The sequence below is a fragment of the Tardiphaga alba genome (assembly GCF_018279705.1).
GTDB classification, from domain to species: domain Bacteria; phylum Pseudomonadota; class Alphaproteobacteria; order Rhizobiales; family Xanthobacteraceae; genus Tardiphaga; species Tardiphaga alba.
In genome coordinates, this window is sequence record NZ_CP036498.1 from 683,642 (window position 1) to 705,671 (window position 22,030).

The 22,030-nt window shown below is 62.6% G+C and carries 26 protein-coding genes; 16 read left to right on the forward strand and 10 right to left on the reverse strand.

The window, feature by feature from the left end:
* The first annotated feature begins 26 nt into the window (after positions 1 to 26).
* From RPMA_RS03225 to RPMA_RS03250, 6 genes are all read left to right on the forward strand, one after another.
* Entirely contained in the window at positions 27 to 968 is a 942-nt protein-coding gene (locus RPMA_RS03225; protein ID WP_211911510.1) for a heme o synthase, read from the forward strand.
* 16 nt (positions 969 to 984) lie between these two features.
* Positions 985 to 1,173 (forward strand): CoxF protein, encoded by a 189-nt coding sequence (locus RPMA_RS03230; protein ID WP_211911511.1) that lies wholly within the window; start codon positions 985 to 987, stop codon positions 1,171 to 1,173.
* Positions 1,174 to 1,198: 25 nt separating this feature from the next.
* On the forward strand, positions 1,199 to 1,819 hold the full coding sequence (locus RPMA_RS03235) for a cytochrome c oxidase assembly protein (RefSeq protein WP_211911512.1): 621 nt from the start codon (positions 1,199 to 1,201) through the stop codon (positions 1,817 to 1,819).
* Positions 1,820 to 1,936: 117 nt separating this feature from the next.
* Positions 1,937 to 2,803 carry a cytochrome c oxidase subunit 3 gene (locus tag RPMA_RS03240; RefSeq protein ID WP_211911513.1) on the forward strand — a complete coding sequence of 289 codons (867 nt, stop codon included), beginning with the start codon at positions 1,937 to 1,939 and terminating at the stop codon, positions 2,801 to 2,803.
* 228 nt (positions 2,804 to 3,031) lie between these two features.
* On the forward strand, positions 3,032 to 3,430 hold the full coding sequence (locus RPMA_RS03245) for a DUF983 domain-containing protein (RefSeq protein WP_211911514.1): 399 nt from the start codon (positions 3,032 to 3,034) through the stop codon (positions 3,428 to 3,430).
* Positions 3,423 to 4,181 (forward strand): SURF1 family protein, encoded by a 759-nt coding sequence (locus tag RPMA_RS03250; protein ID WP_211911515.1) that lies wholly within the window; start codon positions 3,423 to 3,425, stop codon positions 4,179 to 4,181. Before RPMA_RS03245 ends, RPMA_RS03250 begins: the two co-directional genes overlap by 8 nt.
* Positions 4,182 to 4,269: 88 nt before the next feature.
* Here RPMA_RS03250 and RPMA_RS03255 read toward each other — a convergent pair whose 3' ends face one another.
* Positions 4,270 to 4,794, reverse strand: coding sequence for a GNAT family N-acetyltransferase (locus tag RPMA_RS03255; protein WP_211911516.1), 525 nt, complete (start codon positions 4,792 to 4,794; stop codon positions 4,270 to 4,272).
* Positions 4,791 to 5,093, reverse strand: coding sequence for a type II toxin-antitoxin system TacA family antitoxin (locus RPMA_RS03260; RefSeq protein ID WP_211911517.1), 303 nt, complete (start codon positions 5,091 to 5,093; stop codon positions 4,791 to 4,793). Before RPMA_RS03260 ends, RPMA_RS03255 begins: the two co-directional genes overlap by 4 nt.
* Before the next feature lie 182 nt (positions 5,094 to 5,275).
* On the opposite strand from RPMA_RS03260, the gene thrC reads away from it, so the two are divergent.
* The 4 genes from thrC (at position 5,276) to RPMA_RS03280 (ending at position 9,413) form a co-directional block, all read left to right on the forward strand.
* Complete coding sequence (gene thrC / locus RPMA_RS03265) at positions 5,276 to 6,691, forward strand: threonine synthase (RefSeq protein ID WP_211911518.1); 1,416 nt, start codon at positions 5,276 to 5,278, stop codon at positions 6,689 to 6,691.
* Positions 6,691 to 7,980 (forward strand): M16 family metallopeptidase, encoded by a 1,290-nt coding sequence (locus tag RPMA_RS03270; protein ID WP_211911519.1) that lies wholly within the window; start codon positions 6,691 to 6,693, stop codon positions 7,978 to 7,980. The genes thrC and RPMA_RS03270 overlap by 1 nt, the downstream gene beginning before the upstream one ends.
* Positions 7,981 to 8,013: 33 nt before the next feature.
* Entirely contained in the window at positions 8,014 to 8,601 is a 588-nt protein-coding gene (locus RPMA_RS03275; protein WP_211911520.1) for a GNAT family N-acetyltransferase, read from the forward strand.
* Between the two features lie 134 nt (positions 8,602 to 8,735).
* Positions 8,736 to 9,413 carry a hypothetical protein gene (locus RPMA_RS03280; RefSeq protein WP_249225534.1) on the forward strand — a complete coding sequence of 226 codons (678 nt, stop codon included), beginning with the start codon at positions 8,736 to 8,738 and terminating at the stop codon, positions 9,411 to 9,413.
* Positions 9,414 to 9,580: 167 nt separating this feature from the next.
* Here RPMA_RS03280 and RPMA_RS03285 read toward each other — a convergent pair whose 3' ends face one another.
* From RPMA_RS03285 to RPMA_RS03305, 5 genes are all read right to left on the reverse strand, one after another.
* Complete coding sequence (locus RPMA_RS03285) at positions 9,581 to 10,069, reverse strand: F0F1 ATP synthase subunit B family protein (protein WP_211911521.1); 489 nt, start codon at positions 10,067 to 10,069, stop codon at positions 9,581 to 9,583.
* Between the two features lie 3 nt (positions 10,070 to 10,072).
* Positions 10,073 to 10,615 carry a F0F1 ATP synthase subunit B family protein gene (locus RPMA_RS03290; protein WP_249225535.1) on the reverse strand — a complete coding sequence of 181 codons (543 nt, stop codon included), beginning with the start codon at positions 10,613 to 10,615 and terminating at the stop codon, positions 10,073 to 10,075.
* A 69-nt stretch (positions 10,616 to 10,684) separates the two neighbouring features.
* Positions 10,685 to 10,912 (reverse strand): F0F1 ATP synthase subunit C, encoded by a 228-nt coding sequence (locus RPMA_RS03295; RefSeq protein ID WP_068732626.1) that lies wholly within the window; start codon positions 10,910 to 10,912, stop codon positions 10,685 to 10,687.
* A 66-nt stretch (positions 10,913 to 10,978) separates the two neighbouring features.
* Positions 10,979 to 11,728, reverse strand: a complete 750-nt coding sequence (locus RPMA_RS03300) for a F0F1 ATP synthase subunit A (protein WP_211911522.1) — start codon at positions 11,726 to 11,728, stop codon at positions 10,979 to 10,981.
* Positions 11,729 to 11,824: 96 nt separating this feature from the next.
* Entirely contained in the window at positions 11,825 to 12,199 is a 375-nt protein-coding gene (locus RPMA_RS03305) for an AtpZ/AtpI family protein (protein WP_211911523.1), read from the reverse strand.
* A 383-nt stretch (positions 12,200 to 12,582) separates the two neighbouring features.
* Here RPMA_RS03305 and RPMA_RS03310 point away from each other — a divergent pair, with 383 nt between their 5' ends.
* The 4 genes from RPMA_RS03310 (at position 12,583) to RPMA_RS03325 (ending at position 14,602) form a co-directional block, all read left to right on the forward strand.
* Positions 12,583 to 13,203, forward strand: a complete 621-nt coding sequence (locus RPMA_RS03310) for a 2-hydroxychromene-2-carboxylate isomerase (protein ID WP_211911524.1) — start codon at positions 12,583 to 12,585, stop codon at positions 13,201 to 13,203.
* Positions 13,204 to 13,324: 121 nt separating this feature from the next.
* On the forward strand, positions 13,325 to 13,786 hold the full coding sequence (locus RPMA_RS03315; RefSeq protein WP_249225536.1) for a hypothetical protein: 462 nt from the start codon (positions 13,325 to 13,327) through the stop codon (positions 13,784 to 13,786).
* A 201-nt stretch (positions 13,787 to 13,987) separates the two neighbouring features.
* On the forward strand, positions 13,988 to 14,308 hold the full coding sequence (locus RPMA_RS03320) for a hypothetical protein (protein ID WP_211911526.1): 321 nt from the start codon (positions 13,988 to 13,990) through the stop codon (positions 14,306 to 14,308).
* Between the two features lie 69 nt (positions 14,309 to 14,377).
* Positions 14,378 to 14,602, forward strand: coding sequence for a DUF6894 family protein (locus RPMA_RS03325; RefSeq protein ID WP_211911527.1), 225 nt, complete (start codon positions 14,378 to 14,380; stop codon positions 14,600 to 14,602).
* 13 nt (positions 14,603 to 14,615) lie between these two features.
* On the opposite strand, the gene RPMA_RS03330 is transcribed toward RPMA_RS03325, so the two are convergent.
* Entirely contained in the window at positions 14,616 to 14,777 is a 162-nt protein-coding gene (locus tag RPMA_RS03330) for a hypothetical protein (RefSeq protein WP_211911528.1), read from the reverse strand.
* 81 nt (positions 14,778 to 14,858) lie between these two features.
* Between RPMA_RS03330 and RPMA_RS03335 the strand changes: the two genes are divergently transcribed.
* Entirely contained in the window at positions 14,859 to 15,329 is a 471-nt protein-coding gene (locus tag RPMA_RS03335; RefSeq protein ID WP_211911529.1) for a secondary thiamine-phosphate synthase enzyme YjbQ, read from the forward strand.
* Between the two features lie 211 nt (positions 15,330 to 15,540).
* Here RPMA_RS03335 and RPMA_RS03340 read toward each other — a convergent pair whose 3' ends face one another.
* Positions 15,541 to 17,229, reverse strand: a complete 1,689-nt coding sequence (locus RPMA_RS03340) for an MFS transporter (RefSeq protein ID WP_211911530.1) — start codon at positions 17,227 to 17,229, stop codon at positions 15,541 to 15,543.
* A gap of 387 nt (positions 17,230 to 17,616) precedes the next feature.
* Here RPMA_RS03340 and RPMA_RS03345 point away from each other — a divergent pair, with 387 nt between their 5' ends.
* The gene (locus RPMA_RS03345) at positions 17,617 to 18,288 is read left to right on the forward strand and encodes a response regulator (RefSeq protein WP_211911531.1); all 672 of its coding nucleotides are present in this window, start codon (positions 17,617 to 17,619) and stop codon (positions 18,286 to 18,288) included.
* 133 nt (positions 18,289 to 18,421) lie between these two features.
* On the opposite strand, the gene RPMA_RS03350 is transcribed toward RPMA_RS03345, so the two are convergent.
* Entirely contained in the window at positions 18,422 to 21,940 is a 3,519-nt protein-coding gene (locus RPMA_RS03350) for a PAS domain-containing hybrid sensor histidine kinase/response regulator (RefSeq protein ID WP_211911532.1), read from the reverse strand.
* Between the last annotated feature and the right edge of the window lie 90 nt (positions 21,941 to 22,030).

Sequence of the window (22,030 nt, forward strand, 5' to 3'; positions counted from 1 at the left end):
GCCAGTGACACGAAGTGAGACCGATCTTGTCCGTCCTCGACCAAAACGCCATCGACCTGTCCGGCCCCCGCATTTCTGAAGCGGGTGTACGGGATTATCTCGCGCTGCTGAAGCCGCGGGTGATGTCGCTGGTCGTTTTCACCGCCATGGTCGGCTATTTCCTGGCGCCGGGCGATCATCATCCGGTGCTGGCCATCACCTCGATCCTCTGCATCGCCATAGGCGGTGGCGCCTCGGGCGCGCTGAACATGTGGTATGAGGGCGATATCGATGCGCTGATGACGCGCACGGCCAATCGTCCGATCCCGCGCGGCCGCATCACGCGCCCGGAAGCGCTCACCTTCGGCATCGTGCTCGCTTTCTTCTCGGTGATGACGCTGGGCATCCTGGTGAACTGGCTGGCCGGCGCGCTGCTCGCTTTCACCATCTTCTTCTATGTCGTCATCTACACGATCGGCTTGAAGCGCTGGACGGCTCAGAACATCGTCATCGGCGGTGCTGCCGGTGCGTTGCCGCCCGTCGTGGCCTGGGCCGCGGCGTCGGGATCGCTCTCGATGGAGCCGATCCTTCTGTTCCTGATCATCTTCTTCTGGACCCCGCCGCATTTCTGGGCACTGGCGCTGTTCCGCAACGACGACTACACCCGCGCCGGCGTGCCGATGCTGCCGGTGGTTGCCGGTCCCGATGCGACCCGCCTGCAGATCCTGCTCTATACGGTCGTGCTGGTGGTCACCGCCGTTGCCCCATGGCCGCTCGGTTACTTCTCCGCCGTCTATGGCGTCGCTTCGCTGATCCTTGGCGCTGGCATGATGTTCCTTGCCGTGCAGGTCTATCGCCTGCGCGAGGGCAAGCCGGCTACCAAGGCAACGCGTCAGCTGTTCGCGTTCTCGATCCTCTATCTGTTTGCTCTGTTCGCCATTTTGTTGCTCGAGGTGGCCGTCAAGGCTGCCCTGCCGCTGATCTGGTAAGAGGGCGCATGATCCGATGGACACCGAGCGAAATTCTGATCAGCCCGAGCCTGCCAAGCAGGACGGTATCGTCCTCACCGAGGCTCAGAAGAAGAGCCGTCGCGAGCGATCGGTCGCCATCGCCTGGACGCTCGGGATTCTCGTCGTGCTGTTCTTCGCCGTCACCTTGGTCAAGGGGCCGGCCGTTCTCGTCCGGCCGCTCTGATTTGATGAACAGCAAGTGAGGTGACATGACCGAACCGCAGTCCCATCAGCCAGCCACCAAGCCGCGCCTCAAGCGCGATACGGTCGTTGCCTCGATCTGCGGTCTGGTCGTCGCCTTCATGGTCGGCGCGTCCTACGCCGCCGTCCCGTTCTACAACTGGTTCTGCCGCGTCACCGGCTTCAACGGCACTACCATGGTGGCGTCCGGCGCGCCGGAATCCGGCCCTATCGGCCGCAAGATTTCCGTGCGCTTCGATGCCAATGTGGCGCCGGGCCTGCCGTGGAAGTTCGTGCCGGAGCAGAGCGAAGTCGAAGTCCGCATCGGCGAGGTGTTGACGGTTTTCTACACGGTGACCAACCAGTCCGCCCGCACCACCTCCGCCCAGGCCGCCTATAACGTGGCGCCGCTCACGGTCGGTGCGTATTTCCAGAAGATCAATTGCTTCTGCTTCACCGACCAGACGCTTGGGCCGGGCGAGAAGCGCGAAATGCCAGTGGTGTTCTATGTCGATCCGAAGCTCGCTGACGACAGCGAGAATGACGGGCTGAACTCGATCACCCTGTCCTACACGTTCTACCCCCAGCGCGATCAGACCCCGAAGCCGGTAGCGGCAACGGAGACCGGCGCGCGCAAGGGCAATCTCTAGAGCATGATCCCGAAAAGTGGTTTTCCGATTTTCGGATCAGATCATGCTCAAGCAAGTGCTATAATATCGAAATAACGCGCGCCGGCTTCAACGGGCGCAACTGACGGAGAGAGACACATGGCATCGGTAGAGGCGGCGCCGCACGCCAAGCATCACGACTATCACCTCGTCGATCCCTCGCCGTGGCCGGCGGTCGGCTCGCTGTTCGCCTTCATCATGGCGGTGGGCGCGGTCAGCTGGATGCACAAGATGTATTCTGCTGCACCGCTCGTGTTCGGCATCGGCACCATCGGCGTGCTCTACACCTTCGCCGCCTGGTGGACCGATGTGGTGAAGGAAGCCCAGCGCGGCGATCACACCCGCGTCGTGCAGCTGCATCACCGCTACGGCATGATCCTGTTCATCGCCTCGGAAGTGATGTTCTTCGTCGCCTGGTTCTGGGCCTATTTCAACGCCTCGCTGTTTCCTGCCGATCCCGTACATGCCACGCGTGAAGCGTTGTTCGGTGGCGTGTGGCCGCCGAAGGACATTCAGACCTTCGATCCCTGGCATCTGCCGCTGTTCAACACGCTGATCCTGCTGACCTCCGGCACGACCGCGACCTGGGCGCATCACGCGCTGCTGGAAGGCGACCGCAAGGGCCTGAAATACGGCCTGATGGTCACCATCGCCCTCGGCGTGCTGTTCTCCTTCGTACAGGCTTATGAATACAGCCACGCGGCCTTCGCTTTCAAAGGCCACGTCTATGGCGCGACCTTCTTCATGGCGACCGGCTTCCACGGCTTCCATGTTCTGGTCGGCACCATCTTCCTGATCGTCTGTCTGTTCCGCGTCTATGCCGGCCACTTCACGCCGAAGCAGCATCTCGGCTTCGAGTTTGCCGCCTGGTACTGGCACTTCGTGGACGTGGTCTGGCTGTTCCTGTTCGTCACGATCTATGTCTGGGGCTATGGCGGCGTCATCGCCGGCGCTGCCGCGCATTGATCGGCCAACGCTGATGCTTCAAAGGGCGGCCGCAAGGTCGCCCTTTTGCTTTTCTTCCCTCTCCCCTTGTGGGAGAGGGTGGATGCGCGCTTCTTAGCGCGCAGACGGGTGAGGGGTGGCCACAAGCTCCGAGCCTGGCCGTACCCCTCATCCGTCTTCGCTACGCGAAGCCACCTTCTCCCACCCTGCACAGCTTCGCTGTGCTTGGGGAGAAGGAAGGAAGAGAGCATGATCGAAGAAGCTCCGGCCAAAATCCCACTCACCCAAACCATCACCCGCGGCCTCGCCTGCAAATGCCCGCGCTGCGGTGAGGGCAGGCTCTATGGTGGCTTCGTCACCCTGCGCCCACGCTGCGAGCGCTGCGATCTCGACTACAGCTTCATCGACACCGGTGACGGCCCGGCCATCTTCATCATCATGATCGCCGGTGCCATCGTGGTCGGCGCCGCCCTGATCGTCGAAGTGAAATACCAGCCCCCGTTCTGGCTGCACGCCGCGCTCTGGCTGCCATTGATTCTCGCGACCACGCTGCTACCGCTGCGCGCTATGAAGTCGCTGCTGATCGCCCTGCAATTCCACCACAAGGCCAGTGAAGGCCAGTTGATCGCGCGCAAGCCCCATGAATGACGTCACCGCGCGCCGGCGCAGCATCACCGGTTTCGGCATTGCCACGCTGATTATCGTCGCCACGTTGCTGAGTCTCGGCTTCTGGCAGCTGCAGCGCCGCACCGAGAAGCACGCATTGATCGCAGCCCTCGATGCACGACTAGCAGAGGCGCCGGTCGCGTTGCCATCGTCCGATCGTTGGCGCGCGATGAGCGCCGCGACTGACGAATTCCGCCGCGTCACCTTCACCGCCACCTACAAGCCGCAGCCAGACGCCATGGTCTACAGCTCCGGTTCCGGCGTGCGGCCGGATGTCCCCGGCGCAGTTACTTGGGCTTTCCTACCCGCCGCGCTCCCGAATGGCGCGACGGTCGTGATCAATGCCGGCTTCGTTCAGAACACCATGCAGGACCGCGCCCAGCAGGACCGTGTGGCCAAGACGCTCATCACCGGCGTGCCGGTGACCATGACCGGCTATCTCCGCTATCCCGAAACGGCGGGCACGCTGACCCCGCATGACGATGTTTCAAAACGCCTCTGGTTCAACCGCGACCAGCGCGCCATGGCCAGTGCCCTCGGCTGGGGCGACGTCGCGCCCTTCTATGTGGATCTGGAAAGTCCGGTACCGGCGAACGGGATCCCCAAGCCCGGCCCGCTGGAGGTCCGCCTTAAGGACAACCACATGCAATACGCCATCACCTGGTTCAGCCTGGCGGCGGCGGTGATGATCGCGTTCGGGGTGTGGGCAAGACAGCGGCGCGCTGCCGTGTAGTCCCGTAGGGTGGGCAAAGGCGTACTTGCGCCGCGCCCACCTTCGCGTGACCAGCAGATCAGGGTGGGCACGCTTCGCTTTGCCCACCCTACAAAGCTTCGCGAATGGCCTTCATCCCGATGATCATGCGTGGCTCGTGGTCGGGTAGGTCGATGAAGCCAAGTTCGCGATAGAGCTTCGCGGCGCGCTCGTTCAGCGCATCGAGCACGAGGAAGTGGGCGCCAACGACGTCGGCCACCTGCACACAGCGACGGAACGCGTCCGCCATGAGAAAGCCACCGCCGCCTTTACCTTGGTGGTCGCGATGAAAGCCGATGATTGACAGGTAGATGGCGGCGATCGTCGGGTAGTTCGGAAGTTTCTTCGCCATAGCCTGCGGCAGCGAAGCTGCATCAATCGCATGGGCGTTGAGTGCGTAATATCCGATGACTGCATCGGATTGATCGAGGCATGCGACATAGACCCGTGTCAGGTCGTTATCCTGCTGGCGCGCCGCAGTGTTGGTCAGGAAATTATCAACACGATCGACGCCACAATGAAAGCCCGCCCTCTCGTGCCTGCTGCGGTCGAGCGGCTCGATTCGCAAACGCGCGAGGAAGGCGCGGTCGATCATTTCGATGCAATGACCTCCGCGTGCATTTGCATCAGCTCACGCAGCTTCGCCGTCGGTTCTGTCGCATCCAGCGCCTGCATGAAGGCAGCGTGCGACGCCGGCGTCAGCACGGTGCGCTCCTGGCTCGCCACCGTCTCGCGCGCGGCGCGCACTGCCGCAGCGATCATGAATTCAGACGGATTGATGCCAAGCAGCGTCGCTGCTTGTTCGATCAGTTCTTTGGTCTGTGGTGTCGTCCGCTGCTCCATCCGCGCTGTCTTGGCGCCCTTGGCGGCAACGTCTCTCTGATGCGGCAACATGGCTGCCTCCTGATGGCTTTATGTACGGGAATTTCCGTACATAAACAAGATCGGGCCTTGGCGAACGCATTTCCCCTCGCGCCCGAAACCCATTATGGTGCGCCTTCGTTTCCATCCGACCGAAGTGTTAACCTCTTTCAGATCAAAGGCTTGGCGGGTAGCCCGCGCCTTTGGAGGACGCCTTGACGACCTATATCTCGACGCGGGGTGAGGCCCCGAAACTCGGCTTCTGCGATGTCATGCTGACCGGCCTTGCCCGGGACGGTGGTCTCTACATTCCCGAGGTCTGGCCGCAGCTCTCTGCCGACACCATCGCGTCGCTGTTCGGCCGGCCCTATTGGGAAGTCGCGGTCGAGGTGATCCGCCCCTTCGTGGCCGGCGAGATTTCCGACGAGGATCTCGGCCGCATGGCCAATGAGGCCTATGCCACCTTCCGCCATCCCGCGGTGGTGCCGCTCGACCAGAGCGCGCCGAACCAGTTCGTGCTGGAGCTCTTCCATGGCCCGACGCTGGCCTTCAAGGACGTCGCGATGCAGCTCATCGCTCGGCTGATGGATCATGTCCTCGCCAAGCGTAACGAGCGCACCACCATCGTGGTCGCAACCTCCGGCGACACCGGCGGCGCTGCCGTCGATGCCTTTGCCGGCCGCGACAATGTCGATCTCATCGTGCTGTTCCCGAATGGCCGCATCTCCGACGTTCAGCGCCGCATGATGACCACGACCGGCGCATCGAATGTCCATGCGCTCGCTGTTGAGGGGCATTTCGACGATTGCCAGGCCATCGTGAAGGGCCTGTTCAATCATCACGCCTTCCGCGATGCCGTGTCGCTATCGGGCGTGAATTCCATCAACTGGGCCCGCATCGTCGCGCAGGTCGTCTATTACTTCACCTCGGCTGTCGCTGTCGGCGCGCCCGGCCGCGCGGTGGATTTCACCGTTCCGACCGGAAATTTCGGCGACATTTTTGCCGGCTACGTCGCCAAGCGCATGGGCCTGCCGGTGCGCAAGCTGCGCGTGGCAGCCAACGTCAACGACATCCTCGATCGCACGCTGAAGACCGGTATCTACGAAGTGCGTGAGGTTCATGCCTCGTCGTCGCCGTCGATGGACATCCAGGTCTCGTCGAATTTCGAACGCCTGCTGTTCGAGGCCTCCGGCCGCGATTCCGCACTGGTGCGCGGGCTGATGGATTCGCTGAAGCAGTCGGGCCGCTTTGTGCTGCCGGAGAAACTGCTCACCGCGATCCGCGGCGATTTCGAATCCGGCCGTGCCGATGAGGACGAGACCGCCGCCACCATTCGCACCGCCTGGCGCGAAAGCGGCGACCTGATCGATCCGCATACCGCAGTTGCGCTCGCCGTCGCCGATCGCGACACCACCGAAATGCACGTGCCGAATATCGTGCTGTCCACCGCGCATGCCGCGAAATTCCCGGATGCGGTGGAAGCCGCCTGCGGCAAGCGGCCGGATCTGCCGGCCTATCTCGGCGAGCTGATGACCAAGCCTGAGGCGATCAAGGTCGTGAAGAACGACCAAAGCGAGATCGAACAATTCGTGCGCTCGGTCAGCCGCGCTGCGAAGCAGGGAGCTGCCTGATGGCCGTCGAAGTCACCAAGCTGCCCTCGGGCCTCACGGTCGTCACCGATTCCATGCCGCATCTCGAAACCGCGGCACTCGGTGTCTGGGCCGGCGTCGGCGGCCGCGACGAGAAGCCGAACGAGCATGGCATCTCGCATCTGCTCGAACACATGGCCTTCAAGGGCACCAAGACGCGCTCATCGCGGCAGATCGTCGAAGAGATCGAGGCCGTCGGCGGCGATCTCAATGCGGCGACTTCCACCGAGACCACGGCTTTCTATGCTCGCGTGCTGAAGGCGGATGTGCCGCTCGGCCTCGAAGTGCTGAGCGACATTCTCGCCAATCCGACATTCGAGCCGGAAGAGCTGGAACGCGAGAAGAGCGTCATCGTGCAGGAGATCGGTGCTGCGCAGGACACGCCGGACGATGTCGTGTTCGAGCATCTCAACGAGCTCTGCTATCCCGACCAGCCCATGGGCCGGTCGCTGCTCGGCACCGCGAAGACCCTCAAGGGCTTCGACCGGGACATGCTGCAGAACTATCTCTCCACGCATTATCGCGGCCCGGACATGGTGATCGCAGCCACCGGCGCGGTGAACCATCGCCAGGTCGTGGCTGAGGCGCACAAGCATTTCGCCAGCTTCGAGGGCACCGCAGGGCCGAAGCCGCAACCGGCATCGTTCGGCAAGGGTGGCTCCAAGGTCGTGCATCGCGATCTCGAACAGGCGCATCTGACGCTGGCGCTCGAAGGCCTGCCGCAGGCGCATCAGGAATTGTTCAGCCTGCAGGTGTTCACGAATATCCTGGGCGGCGGCATGTCTTCGCGGCTGTTCCAGGAAGTCCGCGAGAAGCGCGGCCTTTGCTATTCGATCTATTCCTTCCACGCGCCCTATAGCGACACCGGCTTCTTCGGCCTCTATACGGGCACCGATCCGAATGATGCGCCGGAGATGATGGAAGTCATCGTCGATATCATCCGCGAATCCGTGGAGACGCTGACCGAAGCCGAGATCGCCCGCGCCAAGGCGCAGATGAAGGCCGGCCTGCTGATGGCGCTGGAAAGCTGCAGCTCGCGCGCCGAACAGCTGGCGCGACACATGCTGGCCTATGGCCGCCCGCTCACGGCGGAAGAGCTGATCCAGCGCATTGATGCCGTTAGCGTGGAGTCCGCCCGCGATGCCGCGCGTGGCCTGCTCACCCGCAGCCGGCCTGCGGTGGCCGCCCTCGGCGGTGGCCGGGGGCTGGACACGGCGGTGGCTTTTGCGGAAGGATTGACCGGCGTACGGGACAAGACGCTGCTACACTAAGTGTCCCGCAGCTCCGCGTCGGAGAGTGACCTGATGGCTCTGTTTCGGCTCCCCATGAGTGCGCCGGCCGCGCTGGCGCCGCGCGGCTACGGGCTGTCGCTGCGCGCGCCCGTGATGGGCGATTTCCCGCAATGGGCGGATCTGCGCGAGCGCAGCCGCGCCTATCTCACGCCCTGGGAGCCGATCTGGCCGTCCGACGATCTCACCCGATCCGGCTTTCGCCGGCGATTACGGCGTTATGCCGAGGACGTCTCGGCGGATCGCGCCTATCCGTTTCTGGTGTTTCGCGAATCGGATGACACGCTGGTCGGCGGCATTACGCTGGCCAATGTCCGGCGTGGCATCGTGCAGGCGGGGACCATCGGCTATTGGGTCGGCCAGCAATTCACCGGGCAGGGCGTGATGACCACGGCGCTGCGGGTGCTGGTGCCAACCTTGTTTGGCGAGCTCAACCTGCATCGCGTCGAGGCAGCCTGCATTCCCACCAATACGCCGTCGGTGCGGGTGCTGGAGAAATGCGGTTTCACCCGCGAGGGGCTGGCGCGGCGGTATCTGTGCATCAATGGCGTCTGGCAGGATCACCTGCTGTTCGGGATGCTGCACGAGGATTTCCGCGGTTAAGCATCTGCCGTCCGGGCCGCCTGGTGCGGCTCTGCGGCCTTTGGATTGCCGCCATTCCGCTGTTATAAGGCCGCTGGCGTCGCCTCAGGGGTGAGGGCGGAGCCAACTATCTGACGATCCGGGGAAATTTCACCATGTCACACTTTCGTCCCAGGCTGACGCGCGACTCGCGCATGCTTCGCAACGCGCTCGTGATTACCGCGGCGAGCCTTTCGCTGGCCGGTTGCGGCGGCGGCAGCCTGTTCAGCAGCGGGGCGACCAGCAGTAGCGGCAGCAGCCCGTCTTTCGGCGATCGCTTCAGCCAGTTGTTCGGGTCCAACAGCCAGGCGCCGGGTCAGACTGCGCCACCGGATCCGACCGGCGACTTGACCTGTCCGAGCGTTTCCATCCGTCCGGGCGCCTCGACCTTCGCTATGGGAGCGCAAGGCAAGCCGGCGGTCGGCAACGACCTCGCTTATCAGGCGACCATCACCCGTACGGCGCGGTCCTGTGATCTGGTCAACGGTCAGGTCAATGTGAAGCTCGGCGTGCAGGGGCGCATCATCGTGGGGCCAGCCGGCGCGCCGGAGACAGTGCAGGTGCCGCTGCGCATTGCCGTCGTGCAGGAGGGCGTTAATCCGAAGACGGTCGCCACCAAGGTGTTCACGACGACGGTGTCGCTCAATGGCCAGGGCAATGTGGAATACAGCCTGGTCGGCGAAGACTTCGGCTATCCCGCGCCCACGCCCGATGCCAATGATTCCTACGTGTTCTATATCGGCTTCGATCCGCAGGCTTTGAAGCCGCAAGCCCCGGTGCGCAAACGACGGTGAGGCTGGTGTAGCCTGGATGGAGCGAGGCGAAATCCAGGGACTATAGAGGCCGTTGAAGCGACGATTCCCGGATTGCGCTACGCTTCATCCGGGCTACGGACCGAGCAAAAACGAAAAAGCCGGCGCGAGATCATCGCGCCGGCTTTTGTTGTGTTGGATCGTTTCGCTTAGTTCAGCTTCGCGCGGACTTCGCCGATGCCTTTTTCGATCAGGCTGTCAGCGACGCCACCCTTCACCGACTGCGACAGCACCTGGGTGGCGGCAGTCACAGCGGCTTCGGCAGCAGCGGCGCGGACGTCGGCGAGAGCCTGGGCTTCCGCCATCGCGATCTTGCTCTCTGCGGCCTTGGTGCGGCGGGCGACGAAATCTTCCATCTTCACCTTGGCTTCGGCCGCGATACGTTCGGCTTCTTCCTTGGCAGATGTGATGATGTCCTGCGCTTCGCGTTCCGCCGAAGCATGACGCTTCTTATAGTCCGCGAGCAGAGCAGCGGCCTCATCGCGCAGGCGACGGGCATCGTCGAGATCCTGCTTGATGCGGTCACGGCGATGATCGAGCGCGGTCAGGATGGTGCGATGAACGCCCATATAACCGAACAGCGCGAGCAGCAGGAAGAACGCTACGGCAACCCAGAATTCAGCTTGCAAACCGAACATCGTTTATCCTTTCAGCGACGCGTCGAGCGCGGCGTTGACGGCGCCTGCATCCGGCGTCACGCCGGTGAGACGCTCGACGATGGCAGAAGCCGTATCCGAAGCGATGCCGCGGACGTTGCTCATCGCCGTCGCGCGGGTCGAAGCGATGGTCTGTTCCGCCGATGCGAGCTTGGCGTTCAGGCTCTCTTCGAGCTTGGCCTTGGCCGCATCCTGTTCCGCATTGAGCTTCTCACGGACTTCGCTGGCCATCGCCTGCGCCTTGGCGCGGGCATTGGCGAGTTCGGTCTCGTAAGACTTCAGCGCGGCGTCGGAATCGGCCTTCAGCTTCGCAGCTTCAGCCAGGTCGGTGTCGAGAACCTGCTTACGGGCGGCGAGAATGCCGCCAACGCGCGGCAGAGCCAGACGCGAAACGATCAGATAGAGCAGACCGAAAGCAATCGCGAGCGACACCAGCTGTGAAGCAAAGGTGCTGCTTTCGAAGGGCGGGAACGAAGCCTTGTGCCCGCCATCGGCCTGGGTATGGGATGTGCTCTGACCTTGCGCCACAGCCGTCTCCTTTTCGATCGAATGCGCGCCCCCGATTATCGGAGACGCGCAGTCTGATCAGGTGTCAGCTTAGACGGCGAACAGCAGCAGCAGAGCGATCAGCAGCGAGAAGATGCCGAGCGCTTCGGTCACGGCGAAGCCGAAGATCAGGTTCGCGAACTGGCCCTGCGAAGCCGACGGATTGCGCAGCGCGCCGTTCAGGAACTGCGAGAAGATCATGCCGACGCCGATGCCTGCGCCGCCCATGCCGAGGCAAGCGATACCGGCACCGATGTACTTAGCTGCGATGGGATCCATGGTAAAACTCCTTCTTGGATAGGTAGATTAGAGAAAGTCGGTTGAGGGTGGATTTCGCACCCGGCCTTAGTGGCCGGGGTGAAGGGCGTCGTTGAGATAAATGCAGGTCAGGATCGTGAAGACGTAGGCCTGCAGGAAGGCAACGAGCAGTTCGAGGCCGGTCAGCGCCGTGGTCATGGCCAGCGGCAGCAGTGCACCGGCGGCGCCGACGGCACCGAGCGCGCTGAGCGAGGTCACGAAGCCCGCGAACACCTTCAGGGTGATGTGGCCGGCGAGCATGTTGGCGAACAGACGCACCGAATGCGAAACCGGACGGGAGAGGAAGGAGATGACTTCGATCACCATGATCAGCGGCAGGATGTAGATCGGAATGCCGTGAGGGACGAAGAGTTTGAAGAACTTCAGGCCGTTCTTGTAGATGCCGTAGATGAACACCGTCAGGAACACCAGCAGTGCCAGGGCGACCGTAACGATCAGGTGGCTGGTGGTGGTGAAGGTGTAGGGAATGATGCCGATCATGTTCGCGGTAAGAATGAACATGAAGAGCGAGAACACGAGCGGGAAGAAGCGCATGCCTTCTTCGCCGATGCTGCTTTTCAGCGTGTTGGCGACAAACTCGTAGGACAGTTCCGCCATCGACTGGAAGCGCGTCGGGACCAGGTGACGGCCGGCGCTGCCGCCGAGCATCAGCACCGAAACCACGGCGACGGCGGCGAACATGTAAGCCGAGGAATTGGTGAAAGCGATTTCCTGGTTGCCGATATGGCCCAGGGTGAAGATCTTCTGGATCTCAAATTGGTGGATCGGATCGGCCATCCAGCTCGGTCTTTCATCTCGGCCGGAAGATCCGGCGTTTCCCCGCCGGGGAGCCCGGCAATCGACGTGCTGCGCCGCGAGGCGCACGAAATTCAGTTACGGCTTCTTCCCGACGCCAGCCGACCGCATCACATTCATCACGCCGGCAACGAAGCCGAGCAGCATGAAGACGATGAGTCCCCAGGGTGATGTCGACAGCAGACGATCAAAGAGCCAGCCCAGGATCGTCCCGACGACGACACCCGCGACCAATTCCGACGAGAGGCGGAGCCCGACAGCCATGGCGGACGCCCTGGCCTGCGGATTTCCGCTTCCACCGTCAGACTGATCGGCCTGCAACTTGCGATCATCCAGGGTTCTGGACAGTCGGTCATTGAGGCTTCCGAGCCGTGCGGAAAGCGCAGCTTCATCGGGGTCAGGTGAACCGCCACTGCCGTGTTCGCCGCCATGTTTTCCAGTGCCGTTAGTCATATTCCGACACCCGAAAAATGCTGCAATCCCCGGAAAATAACGCCCCGTCGCCCTCTAAAGCCGCGCGGACCATACTTAGCGCCTCATGCCAAGTCAAGATTCGCTGATCGCTGCTTAGTGCTTTGATTCATTTGATTTTATTGGCGAAATTGGTTTCCCGCTGCGCGGCGGTGACGCAGCGCGGGAGCGACTTTCAACATGATCTAGAGCGCGGGTCGAAGCAGATCGTAGCCTGGATGGAGCGCAGCGAAATCCAGGGACAAGAGAGACGGTCGAAACGCCGGTCCCCGGATTGCGCTTCCGCCTTCGCTTTTCAAGCTACGGCGGACAAGTCGCTCCATCCGGGCTACGCTCACGGTGTTGTTTGATCCGCCGGAGCCTTCATGTCCCAATCCATCGATTACTATTTTTCACTCCCCTCGCCATGGGCCTATATCGGCCATAAGCCCTTCATGGATCTGGTGAAAACCTATGATCTGAAGGTCAACTACAAGCCGGTTTTCTTGGGCGAGCTGTTCGCCGAGACCGGCGGCCTGCCGCTCGGCAAGCGGCATCCCGTACGGCAGCGCTATCGTTTCCTCGAACTGCAACGCTGGCGCGAGAAGCGCGGCCTCGATTTCAAGCTGCAGCCGAAGAACTGGCCGTTCGACGGGCGGCTGGCCGACGGTGTTGTGCTGGCCGCGCTGGAAGCCGGACACGATCCCGACGCCTTCCTCCGCAAGGCCTATGCGGCGGTGTGGGAGAAAGAAGATAATCTCGCCGATGCAGCCGTGCTGACACGTCTTGCTGACGAGGCAGGCCTGCCCGGCAGGCAGCTGGTCGAACGCTCGCCCTCGGCAGAGATCTCGGCGAAGTATGAGCAGAATCAGAAAGACGCGCAGGCAGGCGACGTGTTCGGTTCGCCGGCTTACGTGCTGAATGGCGAAGTGTTCTGGGGCCAGGACCGGATCGAGTTGCTGGGTGACGCGTTGAAGTCAGGACGCGCGCCGTTCAAGCAACCATAAGCTCGGACGTAGGGCGGATTAGCGTAGCGTAATCCGCCGCGGAGCTACGTGATAAGTCGGTCGGCGGATTACGCCTTCGGCTCATCCGCCCTACGGCACAGTCTTGGTTCGGAGCATGGTGATGAGAACTACACTTGCAGTAACTCTCTTGTTCGCGACCATCGCCAGCGCCTCCGCGCAGTCGCTGCCCGATAGCGACAACGGCCGCTACACATTGTCGGCGGTGAAAGACGGCGTTGTGCGCCTCGACACGCGCACGGGCGCCGTATCGACCTGCACCGATAGCGGCAGCGGCTGGGCCTGCCGCGTGGTGCCGGATGAGCGCGCGGCGCTCGATGCCGAAATCGGACGGTTGCAGAAAGACAATGAGGCGCTGAAGGCGCGTCTGGCTGAGCAAGGCGTGGCTGGTAAGAGTGATCTGTCGCCGAAGCTCAAGGAGGCCCCGAACGGCGAGCGCAAGATCGAGATCCCGCTGCCGAGCGACCAGGACATGGATCGCGCAATGTCCGTGGTTGAGAATGCATGGCGACGACTGGTGGAGATGGCCGGGCGGCTGCAGCGCGATTATGGCGGGAAGATCTAGGCTGCCCAGATGTAACGACGCTTCTTAACCTCTCCCCGCATCTTGCGTAGGGAGAGGTTGCCGAGTGCCTTCGCTGATGGAATGCATAGGTACAATCTCACTCACCTCCGCGTTCCTCATTCCTCTCAGCATATTTTCGGAACGTGCAGTGGTGCGCGTTGTTAGCCTCACTGACATCACGACGAACGAAGTGAGGAACACATGAAAAAGACCATCATCGCCACCACGCTCGCTCTCGCGCTTTCGACGACATTTGCGGCGGCCCAGTCCGGATCGATGGGCTCGTCGACACCGTCGACCGGTTCGACGATGAAGCAGAACAACGGCACGTCGAAGGAGATGAACCGTGACGGCAAGGCCGATCGCAGTGGCATGACTACGGGCTCGTCGGCCACGCGCACCGCGCCCAATGCAGGCGCAGCTGGTGCAGGCAACAACGGCAATTCGATGAGTGGCTCGAACAGTTCGGCCAATCCAAGTAACTCCGCCGGCAGCGGCTCAGGCTCGGCCGGCATGCGCTGATCGCGCTCAGGTTGGGAAGCCCCGGCACATGCCGGGGCTTTTTCATGTGACGAATCGAAAGGAGTTCAGATGCCAAGATTTTTCTTCGATCTGGTCGATGGCAAAAACGTGTCGGACGAGACCGGGCAGGAGCTGCGCAACGAGGGCGCAGCGAAACACGTCGCTGAAAAACTTGCGAGGGATATCTACAAGATCAGGCCGGAACTCCGCGGCAATCATTTCGCGATCAAGGTCCGCAATGCCGACGGCGAGGAAGTGCATCGCGCGCAACTGACAGCAGAGATGTATCAGTAGCGCGCTCTTTCTTTTACTTCTTCTCGTCCAGGCCGATATCGCCGCCGTCGCCATGCACGCGGTCGCGGTCGGCCTGGTCGGTTTTGTCTGCATCCTTGATGACAGCTTTCTCCTGCTCGCGCGCTTTGTCCTTTCGCGGTTCGTCGGGCAGGTCTCGCGAACTTTTTCCCATCATGGTGTCCTCCAGTTGCGTTGACGATGGAACGCCGTGCATGCGACTTGGTTCACCGCCATCCCTCTCGACTGGAAGCTCGTCATGCCCGCTAAATCGATGTCGCGCAGCGCGCCCATTGCCGTCACCGTCGATACGGTGGCGTCATCCATGCTCACTGTTCAAACATCGGGCATGGGCTTCATCGATATCACTCGCGAGACCGCAAAGTTCCTGACGGAGATCGCCGCGCGCGAGGGCGCGCTGACTGTGTTCATCCGTCACACCTCCGCATCGCTGACGATCCAGGAAAATGCCGATCCGTCAGTGCTGGCGGATTTGATGACAGTGCTGGACCGGCTGGCGCCGCAGTCGTTCAGCTGGACTCATGACACCGAAGGACCGGACGACATGCCCGCCCATGTGCGCACCATGCTGACCGCGACCTCGCTCCATGTGCCCGTGATGGCGGGGCGCATGGCGCTGGGAACGTGGCAAGGCATCTATCTGATCGAACACCGCGCCCGACCGCATATGCGGGAGGTGGTGCTGCAATTCGTGGGGAAGGCGGGGTAGCTCCGACTGTGCTTCACCTCTCCCCTCCGGGGAGAGGTCGCGCGTTCTTACGCGCGGGTGAGGGGGAGCCGCGGGCGGCGTCGTATGTGGATGCCCCCTCACCCGCCCGGCTTCGCCGGACGACCTCTCCCCGGAGGGGAGAGGTGAAGAAAGTAGGAAAACAAAAAGGCCGCGGATTGCTCCGCGGCCTTTGTGATTCGCGTGACTTCGCTTAGCGCGAGATATCGACGTCCTTGGTTTCCGGCAGGAAGAAGATGCCGATGACCACGGTGATCGCCGCGAAGATGATCGGATACCAGAGACCGGCATAGATATCGCCCGTGGAGGCCACGATGGCGAAGGAGGTTGCCGGGAGCAGGCCGCCGAACCAGCCGTTGCCGATGTGATAGGGCAGCGACATGGAGGTGTAGCGGATCTTGGTCGGGAACAGTTCGACCAGCATCGCTGCGATCGGGCCGTAGACCATGGTCACGAACAGCACCAGGACGAACAGCAGTCCGATCACAGCCGCGACCTGCGAGCGGAAGATGTCGAACGGATGCGCCATCTTGATGATCTGCGCGTCGCCCGCCTTCGGATAGCCAGCCGCCTGAACCGCAGCGAGAACTGCCGGGTTGGAGGTCTTGGCATCCACGTAGGGGGTCTCCTTGCCGTTCACCATCACCTTGACCGGCGAGCCAGCCGGGCCGGACACGGTCGAGTACTTCACCGACGACTGTGCGAGATAGGCGCGGGCCGTATCGCAAGGCTTGGTGAAGACGCGGGTGCCGACCGGGTTGAACAGATCGCCGCACTGGGCGGGATCGGACACGACCTCGACCTTGACGGTCTCGATCGCCTTTTCCAGCGTCGGATTGGCATTGGTCGTGATCATGCGGAAGATCGGGAAGAAGGTCAGTGCCGCGATGAGGCAGCCTGCCAGGATGATCGGCTTGCGGCCGACCTTGTCGGACAGGGCACCCCAGAAGATGAAGAAGCCGGTGCCGAGCAGTAGCGACCATGCGATCAGGAGGTTGGCGGTGTAGCCATCGACCTTCAGGATCGATTGCATGAAGAACAGTGCGTAGAACTGGCCGGTGTACCAGACCACGCCCTGGCCCATCACGCCGCCGAGCAGGGCGATGAGAACGAGCTTGGCGTTGCTCCAGTTGCCGAAGGCTTCGGTGAGCGGCGCCTTCGAGGTCTTGCCCTCGTCCTTCATCTTCTGGAAGACCGGCGATTCGTTCAGGCGCAGACGGATCCAGACCGAGATGCCGAGCAGCACCACCGAGACCAGGAACGGAATACGCCAGCCCCACTTGGCGAATTCAGGCTCGCCCAGTGCCGAGCGGGTGAACAGGATCACCAGCAATGATAGGAACAGGCCGAGTGTCGCCGTGGTCTGAATGAACGACGTGTAGTAGCCGCGCTTCCCGTGCGGCGAATGCTCCGCCACATAGGTCGCCGCACCACCATATTCACCGCCGAGCGCGAGGCCCTGCAGCAGGCGCAGAATGATCAGGATGATCGGAGCGGCAATGCCGATGGTGGCCGCATTGGGCAGGATTCCGACGATGAAGGTCGATAGGCCCATGATCAGGATGGTGACGAGGAACGTATATTTACGACCGACGATGTCGCCGACACGACCGAACACGATGGCGCCGAACGGGCGGACGATGAAGCCGGCGGCGAAAGCGAGCAGCGCGAAAATGTCGCGGGTCGCCTGGTTGAACATCGGCTGGCCGGTGGCGGGATCGATGACGCCGAAGAACTGCGCGCCAATGACGCCGGCGAGCGAGCCGAACAGATAGAAATCGTACCATTCGAACACGGTGCCGAGCGAGGAAGCGAAGATGACGAAACGTTCGTCCTTCGTCATCCCCGCGGACTTCGCGGATGTAGCTGCCATCGTAGACATGTGTGAATCGCTCCCCAAATGCGTTGCTGCAATAATTTTGCTGCGGGTCAGTTCTTGACCGTCTCGCTCGCTGCGCTGAACTACGCCAGCCACTGCAGGGAGCGTCGAGGTGCACGCTAACATTGCGTTGAAATGCGACCCAATAAGACTTTAGGCATTCGACTTTCGGAGTTCCCGTGTGGAAGCGCGCTGCCCGACCCGTCCGCGTCCACCGGAATTTTGCGTCGCACAATCCGTATTCACCATTTTACCGCGTGGCAGCATTGCGCGCTTGCAAGGGATGTGCGACCGGGCGACATTGCAACCCAATGCGCTTTTGGCGTGCTTGCTCAACACGGTGGCCCTGAGGCGTTAGACTCGGGCGACCTCTGGCACTGACGGAACTCGATGACGGTACTTGCTCCCACGCGTCTGATCATTGCCGATGACCATCCGCTGTTCCGCGGAGCGTTGCGGCAGGGTGTGAGCAGCGTGCTTCCCACCACGACCATCGACGAGACGGGAACTTTCGAAGACCTGACCCGGATGCTGGAAGAAGATTCCGACGTCGATCTGGTGCTGCTCGATCTGTCGATGCCCGGCATCTCCGGCTTCTCCGGCCTGATCTATCTTCGAGCGCAGTATCCGGCGATCCCGGTGGTGATCGTATCGGCGAGCGACGATGTCGGTACCATCCGGCAGTCGCTGGATTTCGGCGCGTCCGGTTTCATCCCGAAGCGCTTCGGCGTCGATACGCTGCGCGATGCGATCATGAAGGTGCTGGACGGTGACGTCTGGGTTCCGCCGGATGTGGACATGAGCGCCGCAGCCGATCCGGAAATGAGCAAGCTGCGCGACCGTCTGGTGACCCTGACGCCGCAGCAGGTCCGCGTGTTGATGATGCTGTCGGAAGGTTTGCTCAACAAGCAGATCGCCTATGAACTCGGCGTGTCGGAAGCGACCATCAAGGCGCATGTTTCGGCGATCCTGCAGAAGCTGGGTGTGGAAAGCCGCACCCAAGCCGTGATCGCCGCCGCAAAAATCGCCGGCGGTCCGTGGAAGCAGGACGGAGCGGCGTAAGGCTTCGCTCTCTCAACTGTCGTCACCCGGCTTGACCGGGTGACCCAGTAAGTGACGACTTTTCGGCTCTATCACGAACAACTGTGTTTACTGGATCGCCCGCTTTCGCGGTCGATGACAACGGAGTGCGCGTCTACTTCGCCGCCACCATCTGCTGTGACCGCCACTGTCCCAACAGCGCCCGCAAGCTTGCGGGCTTCACCGGCTTGTTCTGCACCGCGATCTTCTCCTGCCGTGCGGCGGAGCGCACATGCGGGCTACGGTCGGCGGTGATCAGGATTGCAGGGATATCCTTGCCGAAACGGTTGCGAATGGCGCGGATGGCGGCGATGCCGTTGCCGCGGTCGAGGTGATAATCGACCAGGATGCCGGTGAGACGGCGGCCCGAGGCCTGGATCTCGGCGATCGCCTCCATGCCGGCTTCCGGATCGGGCACCGCGACGACGTCCGATCCCCACGCCTGCAGCAGCGTCTTCATGCCGTCGAGAATCGCCGGATCGTTTTCGATGCAGACGATCAGGGTGCCGGACATCGGCGCCTTCGACAGCGGCGTCGCTGATGTCACCACGGCGGTGTGGTTGATGGCCTGCGCCACCGGCACCGTCACCGAAAAGAACGAGCCGCCGCCACGATTGGAATCCAGCGCGATGCCGTGATTGAGCACATGGGCGAGGCGCTTGACGATGGAGAGGCCGAGACCGAGACCGCGGGCGATGCGGGCGCCCTGTTCGAGCCGGTGGAATTCCTTGAAGATCTCGCCGCGCTTGAGAATCGGGATGCCGACGCCGGTGTCATAAACGCCGATGCGCAGCGCCGCGCCGCGGCGATGGCAGCCGACCAGGACGCGGCCCTTCGGCGTGTATTTGATCGCGTTGGAGATCAGGTTCTGCAGCAGCCGGCGCAGCAGCAGGCGATCGGATTCCACCGGCAGCGAACACGGCACGAAGATGAGCTCGATGCCCTTGGCCTGCGCGATCGGGGCATATTCGATTTCCAGCGACCGCATGAGATCGCCGATGCGGAACGACGAGATCGCCGGCATCATGGCGCCGGCATCCAGGCGCGAGATATCGAGCAGCGCGCCGAGGATTTCCTCGATGGCCTCCAGCGATTCGTCGATATTCTCGACCAGCCGCGCATCCTCGCCGCCGCCTTTGCGCTCGACGAGACTCGTCACATAGAGCCGCGCCGCATTCAGCGGCTGCAAAATGTCGTGGCCGGCCGCGGCGAGGAAGCGCGTCTTGGAGATATTGGCGTCTTCCGCCGTGCTCTTGGCGCGCGCCAGTTCGCTGTTCAGCCGCGTCAGTTCTTCGGTGCGCTCGCGCACGCGCTTTTCCAGCGTGGCATTGGCGCGTTCCAGCGCTTCCGCCGCCTCGAAGCTCGGCGTGACGTCGGTGAAGGTCAGCACCAGCCCGCCATCGGGCATCTTGTTGGCGCGCACCTCGATGACGAGATGGCGATCTTTCAGCCGTTCAAGATAGGGCGTGCCGACCGTGGTGTAGGCTTTCAGCCGCGTCTTCAGGCGCGCTTCATAGTCGCCCGAAGGCGGCACGCTGTGAATGTCGATGAATTCAAGGATCTCCCGCAGCGGAATGCCGATCTGCACGATCTGCGGCGGCAGGCCGAGCAACTCGCCGAAATGCTGGTTGGAAACGATCAGCTGCAGGTCGGGATTGAAGACGACGATGCCCTGGCGCACATGATTGAGCGCGGTCTGCAGGATCTCGCGGTTGAAATGCAGCGCGGCATGGGAATCGTCGAGCAGTTTCAGCGCCGCTTCGGCGGACACCGTGCGCTTGCGCAGCAGCAGCGACATCACCACGCGCGACGAGGCCGCGCCGATGGAGGATGCGATCAGATATTCGGCGTGTTTGAGCGTCTCGAAATCGGCGGGGGCTGTGGGATCGAGATCGACGCGGCGACGCATGGCGAAGGCGTCGAAACTCTCGCGGGTGCGGGCCTCGCCGATATATTGCGTCACCGTGTTGAGGATGTCCTGCACGGTGACCGTGGTGCGCCAGCGCCGGAACGATGGCGTGATCGGCGTCAATGTGTTCGGCACGAAGGTGTCGGCCTGAAGGCGCTCGATGGAGGACGGTGCGCGCATCAGCGACAGCACGATGTAAGTGAGGATGTTGAGAGACAGGCTCCAGAGCGTGCCGTGCAGCAGGGGCGGCAGGTCGGAGCCGAACAGATCCTGCGGGCGCAGCGCGTCGATGCCGAACGGGCCGTGCTGCAGAAACAGCACGCCCGCCGTCGATGTATCGAGGAAGCTCGGAATGAACAGCGTATAAGCCCACACGATAAAGCCGACCACCATGCCGCCCATGGCGCCGCGTGCGGTGGCGCGACGCCAGATCAGGCCGCCGAAGAAAGCGGGCGCGAATTGCGCGATGGCGGCGAAGGACAGCAGGCCGATGGCGGCGAGCTGCGTATTGCCGAGCGCCCGGAAATAGAAATAGGCCATCACCATGATGGCGAAGATGGCGAAGCGGCGTGCCTTGAGCAGGAAGTTGCCGTAGTCGGTTTCGCCATTTGGCGGCATGCCGCGGCGGCGCAGCGCCAGAGGCAACAGGATGTCGTTGGATACCATGATGGCCAGCGCCACGCATTCGACGATCACCATGGCGGTGGCGGCGGAGAGGCCGCCGATAAACACAGCCATGCTGAGCGCATGCGAGCCCGCCTCGATGGGCAGCGCCAGCACATACATGTCGCTATCGACAGCGCCGAACGGGAAGGTGACGAGGCCTGCGATCGCGATCGGAATGACGAACAGGTTGATGGCGACCAGGTAGAGCGGAAACATCCAGCGCGCGCGGGCGACGCCGGCATCGCCGGCGTTCTCCACCACGCTGACATGGAACTGGCGCGGCAACAGCATGATGGCGCAGAACGACAGCAGCACCATGGTGAGAAAATTGCCGATGGACGGCGAGTATTCGATGGCGCGCAGTGCCTCCGGCGTCTTCATCGCCCGCTCATAGAGCTCCGATGGCGAGAACATCACGAAGGTGACGAAAGCGCCGGCGGTGATGAACACCACGAGCTTGATGATGGATTCGGTGGCAACCGCCAGCATCAGGCCATGCTGATGCTCGGTGGCATTGGCCTGGCGGGTGCCGAACAGCACGGCGAACACCGCCATGGCGAGGGTGACTACCAGCGCCATGTCACCGACGATGGGGACGCCGGCAATGGCCTTGTCGTCGCCCAAAATGGTTTCCAGCGAGGATGCGACGGCTTTGAGCTGAAGCGCGATATACGGCACCGAGCCGATGATGGCGATCACGGCGACGGTCGCGGCCACCGCCTGGCTCTTGCCGTAGCGGGCGGCGATGAAATCGGCGATGGAGGTGATGTTCTGCGATTTGGCGAGGTGGATCACGCGGCGCAGCAGCGGCGCGCCGAACACGAACAGCAGGATCGGGCCGATATAGATCGCGAGAAAGTCCACGCTGGTGCGGCTGGCGACGCCGACCGAGCCGAAGAAGGTCCAAGACGTGCAGTAGATCGCCAGCGACAGCGGATAGATCAGCTTGCCGGCAAGACCGCGCTGGAACAGGCCGAGCCGGTCGCCATAGGAGGCGACGCAGAACAGAAACCCGATATAGCAGAGGGCGGCAACGATCACGCCCCAGTCGTGCAGCATGCGGCTGGCTCCAGGCGGCGGACGGATGTCCGCGCGGGAGCGGGAATGTAGCCTGTAGCCCGGATGGAGCGAAGCGCAATCCGGGATTCA